The organism is Streptomyces sp. NPDC059398, assembly GCF_042751845.1.
GTDB lineage: Bacteria > Actinomycetota > Actinomycetes > Streptomycetales > Streptomycetaceae > Streptomyces.
Genome location: NZ_JBHYWP010000108.1, coordinates 1 through 11,529 on the forward strand (window position 1 = coordinate 1; position 11,529 = coordinate 11,529).

Sequence of the window (11,529 nt, forward strand, 5' to 3'; positions counted from 1 at the left end):
GGACGACCGGGGGTCCACGGCGGCGCGGGCGTCATCGGACGACCGGGCGTCATCGGACGACCGGGCGTCATCGGACGACCGGGCGTCAGAAGATCAGCACGACGACCCAGTAGCTGAGGGCCGCGACGACCGCGGCGGCCGGCATGGTGATGAACCAGCCGAGCACGATGTTCTTGGCCACACCCCAGCGCACCGCGCGCGGCCGTTTGGTGGCGCCCACACCCATGATCGCCGAGGTGATCACATGGGTGGTCGAGATCGGCGCCTGGAAGAGGTACGAGGAGCCGAACATGACCGCGGCGCCGGTGGTCTCCGCCGCGAAGCCCTGCGGCGGGTCCAGCTCGATGATCTTGCGACCGAGGGTCCGCATGATGCGCCAGCCGCCCGCGTACGTACCGAGCGAGAGCATCAGCGCACAGACCAGCTTGACCCAGACGGGGATCGCGTCGGTGAAGCTCTCGTGCCCGGAGATGACCAGGGCCATCATGACCACACCCATGGTCTTCTGCGCGTCCTGCAGACCGTGGCCGAGCGCCATACCCGCCGCGGAGACCGTCTGGGCGATCCGGAATCCGCGCTTCGCCTTGTGCGGGTTGGCCTTGCGGAACATCCACAGGATCGCGACCATCACGAGATAGCCGACCACCAGGCCGACGACGGGCGACAGGAACATCGGGATGACGATCTTCTCGACCACCCCGCTCCAGTGCACCATCGTGCCGCCCGCGAGCGCGGCGCCGACCAGTCCGCCGAACAGGGCGTGCGACGACGAGGACGGCAGCCCGAAGTACCAGGTGATCAGGTTCCAGACGATCGCCCCGACGAGCGCCGAGAAGAGGATGCCCATCCCCTTCTGGCCGGTGGGTGTGGCGATCAGCCCCTCGCTGACGGTCTTGGCGACCCCGCTGCCCAGGAAGGCGCCCGCGAGGTTCATCACAGCGGCCATCGCCAGCGCCGCACGCGGCGTCAGCGCCCGGGTGGACACCGAGGTCGCGATGGCGTTGGCCGAGTCGTGGAAGCCGTTCGTGTAGGTGAATCCGAGCGCGACAGCGATGGTCACGATCAGAGTGAAGGTGTCCACGAGGTTCAGGACTCCTTGACCGCGATGGTCTCCACCGTGTTGGCGACGTGCTCGAACGCGTCGGCCGCCTCTTCCAGCACATCGACGATCTGCTTGAGCTTCAGGACCTCCATGGCGTCGTACTTGCCGTTGAAGAGGTGCGCGAGCAGCTTGCGGTGGATCTGGTCGGCCTGGTTCTCCAGACGGTTGACCTCGATCCAGTACTCGGTGAGGTTGTTCATCGTCCGCAGGCTCGGCATGGCCTCGGCGGTCAGCACGGCGGCCCTGGCCAGTACCTCGATCTGCTGCTCGACGCCCTTGGGCAGCTCCTCCACCTGGTAGAGGACGACCAGGTCGACGGCCTCCTCCATGAAGTCCATGATGTCGTCGAGGCACGAGGCGAGGTTGTAGATGTCCTCGCGGTCGAACGGCGTGATGAAGGAGGAGTTGAGCTGGTGGAAGATCGCGTGCGTCGCGTCGTCCCCCGCGTGCTCCGCTGCCCGCATCCGCTCCGCGATCTCGACCCGGCCGGATGCGTCCGCGCCGAGCAGTTCCATGAGGAGCTTCGAGCCCGTGACGATGTTGTCCGCGGATGCGGCGAACATGTCGTAGAAGCTCGTCTCCCTGGGGGTCAGACGAAAGCGCACGTGGGGTCCTCGGGGCTCTGGATTCGGTCAGGCTGATGCTAGGCGCATCATCCGGCCACGGCTAACCGGCGTTGTTCAGTGTCGCCCATGGGGCACAGTGATCAGCACGGGGCCCGCCCCGATTTTCGGAAGGATCGGTACTATATACCCACGAGGGGTATCAGGAACCTTTCTGGACACGGGGTCACCACCTTTCACAACGGTTCCACAACGGGAGGACGCGATGACAACCACCGAGGCGGCCGGCGCGCCCGACCGCACAGGGCAGGAACCGGGCGGCGAGCCCGTCGTGCACGGCTACCACAAGCAGAAGGACGAACACCTCAAGCGGCTGCGCCGGATCGAGGGCCAGATCCGGGGACTCCAGCGGCTCGTGGACGAGGACGTCTACTGCATCGACATACTCACCCAGGTATCGGCTTCCACCAAGGCCCTGCAGTCCTTCGCGCTCCAGCTCCTGGAGGAGCACCTGCGGCACTGTGTGGCGGATGCCGCGGTCCGTGGCGGCGAGGAGATCGACGCGAAGGTCGAGGAGGCCACCAAGGCCATCGCCCGGCTGCTGCGGACCTGAACCCGCCCGCCCCTGCGGTGGCTGAAAATCGCCGGTCGGTCCGCTGAGTCCGCTCGGTCCGCTCGGTCCGCTCAGCTCTCCGGGCCCCGGCGGGCGCGGGGGCACCCGTCCGGGTGCGCGGCCCGGGCGGACCGTGCGGTCCGCACCATCAGTACCTCGTCGATACGGGCCTGGCTGAGCCGCTCATCGGGAGAGGCGGCGGCCGCGATCATCAGCTCTCCGCACAGTTCGATCTCGACGAGGGCGACGCGGTCCTGGACGGTGAGCACTCCGGCCATGGCCATCACCCCTTTCTGAGCCGACTTCCCAGCGTAGGGAAACGCCCACACCCCGCGCATGGCACGGACGGACCATTTCCCCCTGGTTCCTGCCGGTTCCTACTCGACGGTCCCGGCGTAGATGTCGCCGGTACGCGGCAGCGTCACCGTGACCGGTGTGCCGAAGTCGTACAGCAGCGTCTCCGACGCCACCTGCACGGTCTGCCCCTGGTTGGCGAAGCTGAACGTCTCGCGCACCTTGCGCAGCCGCCCCTCCGCGTCGAAGTAGGCGTCGAACGGCACACCGGGCCCCGCGAACCCCTTCGCCGCAGCGGCGAGAACCGCACGGGCCTGCGGCGCCGCGTTCCGTGCGGCCACCGCGAGATCGACGGTCCCCTTGTAGTGCCGAACGGGCGCCCCGGCCAGCTGCTCCGTACCGGCGTACGCCACACCGCGCGCCCCGCTCAGCACCTCGGCCGCGATCAGCGGATCGGTCGCCCCGTTGGTCACCAGATTCCCGTCCGAGAGCTTCGCCGGCTCGATACGGACCCACTCGCCCGCGGGCACCCTGGCGCCCCGGTTCTTCATGTAGACGGCGGCGGGCGTCAGGAGTTCGGTGATCGGCGGATGCTCCTCGGCCCCCGCGGCGTCCGGAGGGAGCGTGACCCGGAGCCGGCCGCGGCGCCGGCCGAAGTCGAAGCCGCCGGTGCCCCGGATGGTCACCCGGGTCCCGCCGGTCGCCATCGTCATAGCCGTCCTGGCCCGGGAGCTCCCGGCGCCCGCCAGGACGTGCGCGGCCTGCCTGACCGCTTCGGCTGCGCCGTTCCCGTCGTCCGCCGACGCACCGGCCCTGGCTGTGCAGCCACCGGCCCCCACCACACCCACCAGGGCGAACGCGGCGCCGGCGAGCGCCCTGGCTCTGCCTCTGTACTGCTCCACCATCGCCTGCCAACCCCCAACGCCTGGCCAGTAATCGTCCGCGCCCTCCTGCTCCGCCTAACGACTCCCGCGAACCGCCGTCACGCCCGCGCCCACCCGTAAGTACCGCGACCGCCGTCCCGGCCGTAAGCGCCCACCCGTCGGTGCCCACCCGTAAGTACCGCGACCGCCGTCCCGGCCGCGCCCGCCCGTCAGTACCGTGGACGGGTGCGCGACGACGACCCCCCACGGACCACCCGGCAGCACGCCACATCGACCTCCGAACGCGGCTCCTTCTGTACGGCCCGCTGCAGCTGCGGCTGGTCGGGCCCGGCCCGCCGCTCGCGCGAACGCGCCCGTACGGACGCGGTGGAACACACGGCAACGGCCTGAGCCGCCTCTCTCCGCCCTCCCCAACACCCCCCGAATTCCCCACATTCCACGGCATCTGCGGCATCCCCGGAATCCCCGGAATCCCCGGTGCCCGAACGGGCAGGCGCGGCAGGGAACCCGTACGCCCACGCGTCTCGTCTCGTACGCCGGGAGGTCTCCACATGCAACGCCGTACTCTGCTCACCGCCGTACCCGTCCTGGCCACCGCCGCCGCCTGCCGCGGCACCGACAGAGCCGACAGTTCGGGTGTTTCAGGTGGTTCCGGCGGATCGGGCGGTACCGATCAGAAACCACCGGGTTCCACACCCGGTTCCGCATCCGGGGGGACCGCCGGCGGCAGCCCGGCGCCCGCCGTGTCCGGCTCCGGGTCGCTGCCCCGGGCCGCCGCCGACTGGACCGCGCTCGGCCACGGGCTCGACGGCAAACTCGTCCGCCCCGGCGACGCGGACTACCCCACGGCCCGTCAGCTCTACAACACCCGGTACGACAGCCTGAAGCCCGCCGCCGTCGCGTACATAGCGGGCGAGGACGACATACGCGAGTGCCTCGCCTACGCGCGGGCGCACCACGTCCCCGTCTCGATCCGCAACGGCGGCCACTCGTACGCCGGCTGGTCGTCGGGCAACGGCCGGCTCGTCATCGATGTGTCGAAGCTGTCTCGCATATCCGCCGACGGCACGATCGGCGCGGGCGCCAAGCTGGTCGACATCTACGAGACCCTCGGCCGGAGTTCCCGTGCCATCCCCGGCGGCTCCTGCCCCACGGTCGGCATCTCGGGGCTCACCCTCGGCGGCGGCCATGGTGTCGCTTCCCGGGCGTACGGCCTGACCTGCGACAGCCTCACCTCCGCCACCCTGATCACGGCGGACGGCAAGCGCGTGACGGCGAGCGCCAAGGAGAACAAGGACCTGTTCTGGGCGCTGCGCGGCGCGGGCAACGGCAACTTCGGTGTCGTCACCGGCATGACCTTCCGTACCCACGCGGCGCCGCAGACCGTCTCCGCCTATATGTCCTGGCCCTGGTCGAAGGCGCACGCGGTCATCGACGCCTGGCAGAAGTGGGGCCCCGAACAGCCCGACGAGATCTGGTCGTCGGCGCATCTGGAGGCCGCTTCGGGCGGCGGCACCCCGAGCGTCTCCGTCGCCGCGTTCTCACTGGGCACGTACGGAGACCTCCAGAACGCGGTCGACCGTCTCGCCGACCGGGTGGGCGCCCCAGCCCGCTCCGTCTCGCTGCGCAGGCGTGGTTACGAGGACGCGATGCTGGTCTACGCGGGCTGCGCGAGCATCAGCGAGGACCAGTGCCATCTGCCGGGTCCGACGCCCGGCCGCCGGACCCGGGGCACGCTGCAGCGCGAAACGTACGCCGCCGCATCGGACTTCTACGACCGGACGCTCCCCGCTGCCGGTATCGACGCCCTGCTCGCCAGGGTCCGGTCCTTCACCGGACTGAGCGCGTCGCAGGGCGCGGGATCGGTCGCGCTCACCGCGCTGGGCGGCGCGATCAACCGGGTCTCCCCCTCGGCCACGGCATTCGTACACCGGCGTTCACGGGTGCTGGTCCAGTACCTGGCGTCCTGGCGGCCCGGCACCTCGGGCAGCGCCCAGCAGTCCTGGCTCAGGGACACCCACCGGGCGATGGGCCCGTACGCCTCCGGGGGCGCCTACCAGAACTACATGGACCCGAAGCTGACGGACTGGCGGACGGCGTACTACGGGGCGGGAGCGGCGAGACTGGCCGGGCTGAAGAAGCAGTACGACCCGCAGCGGCTCTTCGACTTCCCGCAGGCGCTCTGAGGGGGTGGGGCGCTCCGTCACCTCTCCTCTTCCTTCTTTTCAATCAGCTCCGCTCCGTCTCAGGCGAAGCCGGTGACGGTGACGGTGACGGTAACCGTCAGGGTCAGGGCCGCCGGGTCCGCGACCGTCCGCAGCACCGCTGCCCGGACGGCGCGCGTGACGTCGACGGCGCGGTGGCCCTGCCGCAGCACCACGAACACCTCGGCCGTCCAGCCGTCACAGCCTTCGCGGCCTTCACGAGCGTCCGTACCCCCGGCCCGCCCGATCCGTACGCCGGACGGCCCGGTGCGGCCCGCCGTACGCAGCAGCCCGGAGAGTCCGGGCCGCAGAAACGCGACTCCGGGCACGCCGAGCGCCGCTTCCGCGACCGCCGCCGACAACTGCGCTCGCGTCTTCTGATCCGTCATCGCACACCCCCAGCGGTGCCGCCGAAACCACGATCGACCACACCACCGTCAACGACATCAGCGACACCGGCAGCATCGGTGACATCGGTGACATCGGTGATGCACACATCCACCGAAGCCACCTCCATCCCCAGTGCACTGTCCGCCGCACCCGCGATCCGCTCCCGGATCTCGTCCGCCGCCTCCTGGAGATTCAGGGTCAGCGCGACGGACGCCTCGACCCGTACCCGTACAGGACCCCGCGGAGCCGTATCCGCCGGCCCGGCGGAGGAACCGGCGCGGTCGAGCGGGGCGATCCGACAGCTGCCCACCTGCACACCCGGCACCAGCTCCGCCGCGGCCCGGAACGTCCTGGCAGCAGCCGCCTCCACGATCCACGCGTCCTCGTCCGGTTCACCGAGCGGCAGCGTGCGCCCCGGCCGCAGTTCGAGCCGGACCACGTCCATCACCCGCTCGACAAGGGTGAGCGCGTCGGCGTCGGTGGCAGGTCCGGTGTCCTCCATGTCCCGGGCCCCCCGCACGGCGACGCCGAGCATGTCGAGGTCGCTCAGCGCGGCAGCGCAGTACTCACAGCCCGCGGTATGGGCATCCGTACCGCCCGTGTCCCACTGTTCCCACACCTCGGAGAGCAACCGGCCGCAGAGCAGCCGCTCGTCGCCGGTGCCTTCGCCGGTGCCTTCGCCGTCCGCCGCGTCCTCGGGCGGCCCGGGGTTCGCAGTCACCGCCATGCGCCCATCGCCTCCGTCAGACAGCGCCGTGCGCGGAAGACCCTGGCCCGGACCGCCTGCTGGCTGATCCCGACCGTCTCCGCGATGGTCTCGTTCGGCAGCCCGTGCAGTTCCCGCAGCACCCAGCAGGCGCGCTGCTCGGGCGAGAGCCCGGCCATGGCGGCCGAGAGCGCCTCCACCGCCGCGTGCGACTCGGCCGCCCGCGCGGGCGAGAACGCATGCTCGGGGGCCTGTGGTTCCGGTACGGAATCGAGCCCCGCCACCGGCCGTCTCGCCCGCAGCACGTTCAGACAGCGGTTGGTGACGATCCGGTACATCCAGGTACGGAAGGTTGCATCGCGGCGGAACTCGGGCAGCTTGCGCCAGGCGGCGATGAAGGAGTCCTGCACGGCGTCCTCCGCTTCGGTCCGGCTGCCGAGGAGCCGGGTGGCCAGTTGCAGCAGTACGGGCCCGTGCCTGCGTACCAGTGTCTCGAACGCTTCCTCGTCACCCTCACCGGCCCGTACGGCCAACAGCCCGTCGGCGCGCCAGGGACGGCCATCGCCTTCGGCCGGCGTCTTGTCCAGGTCTCCCGGCACGCGGCGGCTCCTCTCCTCTGCTCACCGGGTTGGACACCGGGCGGGCGCCGGCGTTACGCGCCACGGGCACGCTATCCGCAGCGGCCCCGCCGGGAGCAGTAGGCAGAGCGCAGCCGTACCTGCCGCCCGGACACGCCACCAGCAGCGCCCGGTCTCTTCCGGGATTTCGCGTAACGCCGTACGCGCGGCCGTGTCGAAGGAAGCAGACGCGCACGCCGTGCAACAGGGACGTGCGACAGCCCGGCAAGAGCGGCACCGACTCACGAGGAGAACCCGATGACCACTCAGGAACTGTCCGCGACCACCCAGGAAACGTCCACAGGCGCGAGCGGCACAAGCGGCACGCACGGACCGAGCGGCACAAGCGGCACGAGCGGCACGAGCGGCACGAGCGGCACGAGCGGCGTCCGGAGGACTCCCGGCTCCACCACGGTGAGCGGCGGAGTGAGCGGCGCCGCGGAGCCCGCGTCCTCGCGCGGCAGGACGTCCATCGCGGACGTGGTGGTCGTGAAGATCGCGGGCATGGCGGCGCGTGAGATCCCCGGCGTGTACGACATGGGCGGTGGCCTCTCCCGCACCGTCGGCGCCCTGCGCGACCGCGTCCCCGGCAACCGTCCGAACGTCGGCCGCGGCGTGAAGGTCGAGGTCGGCGAACGGCAGACGGCGATCGATCTGGACCTGGTCGTGGAGTACGGCGTGGCCATCACCGAAGTGGCGCGCGACGTACGCGAGAACGTGATCGCGGCCGTCGAGCGCATCACCGGCCTTGAGGTCGTCGAGGTGAACATCGCGGTCAACGACGTACATCTGCTGGAGGACGAGGACCCCGCCCCGGGCATGGACACCCGCGTGGAGTGAGCGGGGAGGGCGGCCGAGGTGAAGTGAACGGAAATGAAGTGCTGTGAAGTGAAGCGAAGTGGGGTGAGGTGAGCCGTGAACAGATCATGGGTGGGGCTGCTGGTGGGGATGGCCCTGGGGTTCGCCGGCTGGTTCGGCGGCTTCGGAGCGTTCCTCCTGGTCGCGGCGCTCGGTGCGATCGGCTGGGCGGTGGGCCGGGCCTCCGATGACGAGGGATTCGACTGGCGTCGGTTCCTCACCACCCGCGACCACCACGGCCCACGCGCCGGCGGGCGCTTCGACGACGGGGCGCGCTTCCGCGAGAGCAAGCGCTTGGATGACAGGGCGCACTTCGACGACAGCGGACTCTTCGACGACAGCGGACTCTTCAACGACAGGGCGCGCTCCCGCGAAAGCGCCAACTCCCGTGACCGGTACGGCCGATGACGGCCCCCGCCGAGCGCGGCACGCTGACGGTGGCCGACCGGGCGGTGCGCAGAATCGCCGAACGCGCCGCCGGGGAGGCCCTGCCGCCGGGCGACGCACGGGTCACCCGCGGCTCGGTCACCGTGCAGGGCCGCCGCGCCCAGGTCGCGGTGGATGTCGCCCTGCCCTACCCGGCACCGCTGGACGATGCGGGCAGCCGCATCCAGCGACGTGTAACGGACCGCACCGCCGCCCTGACCGGCCTCGCCGTCCCGGACGCCCGTATCCACATCCGCGCCCTCCCGGCCCGCACGACGGTCACGTCGGAACCGGGAGACGCCGCCGGCCACCAGCCGCACCTGCCCAACCGGCCCCACCACTCCCACCGCCCCCACCGCCCCTGGGCAGAACGCCGGATCCCCGCAGCCCTGCTGGGCCTCACGGCAGCGGCGGGGTGCGGACTGCTCCTGTACGACGTCGTCCAGGTGCACGCCGCCCACCGCGCCCCCGCCCGATGGCGCACGGGCCTGCTCGACCAGCTGGCCGGGCACGGTCCGGGCGACACCGTGGTGACCGCGGTCGGGGCGGTGGCGGCGGTGGCCGGACTGTGGCTTCTGCTGCTCGCCCTGACGCCCGGCGCACGCAGGGTGCTCCCGATGACCCCGCTCTCCCCGGAGCTGCACGCCGTACTGGAACGCCGGGCGGTGGCCGTACTCGTACGGGATGCCGTCGCCGCGGTCCCCGGCATCACCCGGGTACGTACCCGGGTCGGCAGACGCCGGGTCACGGTACGCGCCCGACTCGGCTTCGGGGACCGGGCCACCGCCCGCCGTGAAGTGACGGAAGCGGTCACCGGAACACTCACGCGGTGCGGCCTGGCCCGCCCGCTGCGCCCGCACACCAGAGTGACCCCGGCCCCGCACTGGCAGGACACACCACCGCCGCAGGGCCCCGCCCCGCAGCCCCGCCCCGGCAAACCCCCGGCAGCCCCTGCCCCCGACGCGCACACCCCCACCCCGGCTGCCCCCGACACGCTCCCCCTGAAAGAGGCCGCATCCGATGAGCCGACTCCGTAACGGAACGAACCGGGCCGCCCTGGCGTGCGCCGGTCTCGTCCTGCTCGCCGGGGGCGGCCTGCTGGCCACGGCCGCGCCCGGCGTACGCTCCCGGCTGCCGTCCGGGTGGCCCCGCCCCGGGCGCGGCACCGTGCTCCTGGATCGCACCGGCCTCGCGCGGCTACGTGACCACGGCTGGTGGACCCCTACCGTGCTCGCCGCACTCACCGTCGCAATCCTGCTCCTCCTGTGGTGGGTCATCGCCCAGCTCCGCGGCGGCGCCCGTGGACCCGTACCGCTGACCAGACCCGGTGTCACCCTGCGCACCCGGGCGCTCGCCATGGCGATGGCCGAGCGGACGGCCGCGCTGCCCGGAGTGGACCGCGCCCGCATCGCGCTGCACGGCCGCCCGCACCGCCTCACCGCCCGCGCCACCCTGCTGCTCGCCCCGGACGCCGAGCCCGCGGCCGTGCTGGGCCGGGTCGCCACCGGCACCCTCGCCGAAGCCCGTACGTCGGCCACCCCCCGGGCCATCGCGGCCGATGTCCGCCTCGGCGTACCCGCGCACCGCTCCCGCCGCGCCACCTGAGAACCGGGGTAAACCCCCAGGCCGGGGGCAGGAGCCAGCAGTCACAGCAGCAACCCACCCCCACTCCCACCCACACCAGCACCGAGAGCAGCACCGGCCCCGGCCGGCAGAGAGGCACGCATGGAGCGACGGACCGCACCGGAGCCCGTCGAGAGCCCGGCCCGGCCGTGGATCCCCCGCCCCGGCCGCCGTACACCGCGCCCCCGCCCGGGCTCCGGCGTCTGGTCCCGCGGAGGAGCGGCACTGCGCCGCACCCCGGTCTCCATGTGGAACGAGGACGTGTCCGACTGGGCCGCCGCCCTCACCTACTACGCGATCCTCGCGCTGGTCCCCGCGCTCCTGGTCACCATCTCGGTCATCGGCCTGGTCGCTCCGGCCACGACCGACGAACTCATCGCCGACGTGAGCGCCTGGGCCCCCGCCGAATCCGGCGCCGCCCTGCACCAGGCCCTGAGCCATGTGGCGGGCCAGCGCTCCGCCGCTCTGACGGTCCTGATCGGCGGCGCCTTCAGCGCCCTGTGGTCCGCCTCCAGCTACCTCGCCGTCTTCCGCCGCGCCCTGCACTCCATGTACGCGGTGAAAGACGAACGCCCCGCACTCCGCAAGGCCCACCGCATCCTGCTGACGGCCGTGGCCCTGCTCGGGCTGCTGGTGGTGAGCGCCCTGGTGCTGGTACTCAGCGGCTCCCTGGCCGCCTCCCTGAGCCGCGCGCTGGGCCTGGGCAACAGCGCGGGCAACGACGCCTGGACCCTGCTCAAGTGGCCCACCCTGCTGTGCTGCGTGGCCCTGCTGGTCCTGATCCTCTTCCGCTCCGGCCCACCGGCCGCCCGCACCACCCACCGCGGCCTGCCCGGCGGCGTACTGGCGGCGCTGCTCTGGCTGACGGCATCGGCGGGCTTCACGGCGTACGCGGCGGGGTTCGGCACGTACAGCAGGCTGTACGGATCACTCGCGGGCGTAGTCGTGTTCATGGTCTGGCTCTGGGTCTCGAACCTGTCCCTGCTGGCAGGAGCCCAGTTCAACGCGGAACTGACCCGAGCCGCCCAGAAGCCCAATCCACCGACCGAGGCAAACCCAAGCCCGCCCGACCCAAGGCCCAATCCACCGACCGAGGCAAAATCAAGCCCGTCCGGGGGCACCTCCCAGCGTTAGCCGGGGGAGATTGAGGACCGGGGCCCGGGGGCGTTGCCCCGCGTATCCCCGCTCGCGCACCCCGCTCGGGGGCTCACGCAATCGCTCACCCCCCGCGGGAGACGCGCGACAGGTA

The 11,529-nt window shown here is 71.8% G+C and carries 15 protein-coding genes; 8 read left to right on the plus strand and 7 right to left on the minus strand.

Annotation, left to right across the window (positions count from 1 at the left end; genetic code table 11):
• Positions 1-85: 85 nt before the first annotated feature.
• Positions 86-1,081: an anion permease gene (locus tag ACFXBC_RS29390; RefSeq protein ID WP_385031041.1), complete on the minus strand. Its 996-nt coding sequence runs from the start codon at positions 1,079-1,081 to the stop codon at positions 86-88.
• 5 nt (positions 1,082-1,086) lie between these two features.
• Positions 1,087-1,707, minus strand: coding sequence for a DUF47 domain-containing protein (locus ACFXBC_RS29395; protein WP_164266361.1), 621 nt, complete (start codon positions 1,705-1,707; stop codon positions 1,087-1,089).
• Positions 1,708-1,930: 223 nt separating this feature from the next.
• On the opposite strand from ACFXBC_RS29395, the gene ACFXBC_RS29400 reads away from it, so the two are divergent.
• A complete protein-coding gene (locus tag ACFXBC_RS29400) occupies positions 1,931-2,278 on the plus strand; it encodes a metal-sensitive transcriptional regulator (RefSeq protein WP_385031044.1) in 348 nt (115 codons plus the stop codon).
• A 71-nt stretch (positions 2,279-2,349) separates the two neighbouring features.
• Here the strand turns inward: ACFXBC_RS29400 and ACFXBC_RS29405 are convergent, their stop codons facing one another.
• Complete coding sequence (locus ACFXBC_RS29405; protein ID WP_385031047.1) at positions 2,350-2,556, minus strand: hypothetical protein; 207 nt, start codon at positions 2,554-2,556, stop codon at positions 2,350-2,352.
• 99 nt (positions 2,557-2,655) lie between these two features.
• A complete protein-coding gene (locus tag ACFXBC_RS29410; protein WP_385031050.1) occupies positions 2,656-3,477 on the minus strand; it encodes a hypothetical protein in 822 nt (273 codons plus the stop codon).
• Between the two features lie 204 nt (positions 3,478-3,681).
• Here ACFXBC_RS29410 and ACFXBC_RS29415 point away from each other — a divergent pair, with 204 nt between their 5' ends.
• Together ACFXBC_RS29415 and ACFXBC_RS29420 are read left to right on the plus strand one after the other, a co-directional pair.
• Positions 3,682-3,846 (plus strand): hypothetical protein, encoded by a 165-nt coding sequence (locus ACFXBC_RS29415; RefSeq protein ID WP_385031053.1) that lies wholly within the window; start codon positions 3,682-3,684, stop codon positions 3,844-3,846.
• A 161-nt stretch (positions 3,847-4,007) separates the two neighbouring features.
• Positions 4,008-5,642: an FAD-binding oxidoreductase gene (locus ACFXBC_RS29420; protein WP_385031056.1), complete on the plus strand. Its 1,635-nt coding sequence runs from the start codon at positions 4,008-4,010 to the stop codon at positions 5,640-5,642.
• A 59-nt stretch (positions 5,643-5,701) separates the two neighbouring features.
• Here ACFXBC_RS29420 and ACFXBC_RS29425 read toward each other — a convergent pair whose 3' ends face one another.
• The 3 genes from ACFXBC_RS29425 to ACFXBC_RS29435 are packed head-to-tail and all read right to left on the minus strand — an operon-like array spanning position 5,702 to position 7,343.
• Positions 5,702-6,049 (minus strand): Asp23/Gls24 family envelope stress response protein, encoded by a 348-nt coding sequence (locus ACFXBC_RS29425; protein WP_385031059.1) that lies wholly within the window; start codon positions 6,047-6,049, stop codon positions 5,702-5,704.
• Positions 6,046-6,777 (minus strand): Asp23/Gls24 family envelope stress response protein, encoded by a 732-nt coding sequence (locus ACFXBC_RS29430; RefSeq protein ID WP_385031063.1) that lies wholly within the window; start codon positions 6,775-6,777, stop codon positions 6,046-6,048. Before ACFXBC_RS29430 ends, ACFXBC_RS29425 begins: the two co-directional genes overlap by 4 nt.
• Positions 6,768-7,343 (minus strand): RNA polymerase sigma factor, encoded by a 576-nt coding sequence (locus ACFXBC_RS29435; RefSeq protein ID WP_385031109.1) that lies wholly within the window; start codon positions 7,341-7,343, stop codon positions 6,768-6,770. Before ACFXBC_RS29435 ends, ACFXBC_RS29430 begins: the two co-directional genes overlap by 10 nt.
• A gap of 288 nt (positions 7,344-7,631) precedes the next feature.
• On the opposite strand from ACFXBC_RS29435, the gene ACFXBC_RS29440 reads away from it, so the two are divergent.
• The 5 genes from ACFXBC_RS29440 (at position 7,632) to ACFXBC_RS29460 (ending at position 11,414) form a co-directional block, all read left to right on the plus strand.
• Complete coding sequence (locus ACFXBC_RS29440) at positions 7,632-8,213, plus strand: Asp23/Gls24 family envelope stress response protein (protein WP_385031066.1); 582 nt, start codon at positions 7,632-7,634, stop codon at positions 8,211-8,213.
• Positions 8,214-8,288: 75 nt separating this feature from the next.
• A complete protein-coding gene (locus ACFXBC_RS29445) occupies positions 8,289-8,639 on the plus strand; it encodes a hypothetical protein (RefSeq protein WP_385031114.1) in 351 nt (116 codons plus the stop codon).
• Positions 8,636-9,694 carry a DUF6286 domain-containing Asp23/Gls24 family envelope stress response protein gene (locus tag ACFXBC_RS29450; RefSeq protein WP_385031069.1) on the plus strand — a complete coding sequence of 353 codons (1,059 nt, stop codon included), beginning with the start codon at positions 8,636-8,638 and terminating at the stop codon, positions 9,692-9,694. The genes ACFXBC_RS29445 and ACFXBC_RS29450 overlap by 4 nt, the downstream gene beginning before the upstream one ends.
• On the plus strand, positions 9,678-10,262 hold the full coding sequence (locus ACFXBC_RS29455; protein WP_385031071.1) for a hypothetical protein: 585 nt from the start codon (positions 9,678-9,680) through the stop codon (positions 10,260-10,262). The genes ACFXBC_RS29450 and ACFXBC_RS29455 overlap by 17 nt, the downstream gene beginning before the upstream one ends.
• Before the next feature lie 120 nt (positions 10,263-10,382).
• Positions 10,383-11,414 carry a YihY/virulence factor BrkB family protein gene (locus ACFXBC_RS29460; protein WP_385031074.1) on the plus strand — a complete coding sequence of 344 codons (1,032 nt, stop codon included), beginning with the start codon at positions 10,383-10,385 and terminating at the stop codon, positions 11,412-11,414.
• Positions 11,415-11,529: the final 115 nt, after the last annotated feature.

Coding starts and splice junctions, on each gene's coding strand:
- ACFXBC_RS29400 (WP_385031044.1), top strand. CDS start 1,931: ATGACAACCACCGAGGCGGCCGGCGCGCCCGACCGCACAGGGCAGGAA.
- ACFXBC_RS29405 (WP_385031047.1), bottom strand. CDS start 2,556: ATGGCCGGAGTGCTCACCGTCCAGGACCGCGTCGCCCTCGTCGAGATC.
- ACFXBC_RS29410 (WP_385031050.1), bottom strand. CDS start 3,477: ATGGTGGAGCAGTACAGAGGCAGAGCCAGGGCGCTCGCCGGCGCCGCG.
- ACFXBC_RS29420 (WP_385031056.1), top strand. CDS start 4,008: ATGCAACGCCGTACTCTGCTCACCGCCGTACCCGTCCTGGCCACCGCC.
- ACFXBC_RS29425 (WP_385031059.1), bottom strand. CDS start 6,049: ATGACGGATCAGAAGACGCGAGCGCAGTTGTCGGCGGCGGTCGCGGAA.
- ACFXBC_RS29430 (WP_385031063.1), bottom strand. CDS start 6,777: ATGGCGGTGACTGCGAACCCCGGGCCGCCCGAGGACGCGGCGGACGGC.
- ACFXBC_RS29440 (WP_385031066.1), top strand. CDS start 7,632: ATGACCACTCAGGAACTGTCCGCGACCACCCAGGAAACGTCCACAGGC.
- ACFXBC_RS29450 (WP_385031069.1), top strand. CDS start 8,636: ATGACGGCCCCCGCCGAGCGCGGCACGCTGACGGTGGCCGACCGGGCG.
- ACFXBC_RS29455 (WP_385031071.1), top strand. CDS start 9,678: ATGAGCCGACTCCGTAACGGAACGAACCGGGCCGCCCTGGCGTGCGCC.
- ACFXBC_RS29460 (WP_385031074.1), top strand. CDS start 10,383: ATGGAGCGACGGACCGCACCGGAGCCCGTCGAGAGCCCGGCCCGGCCG.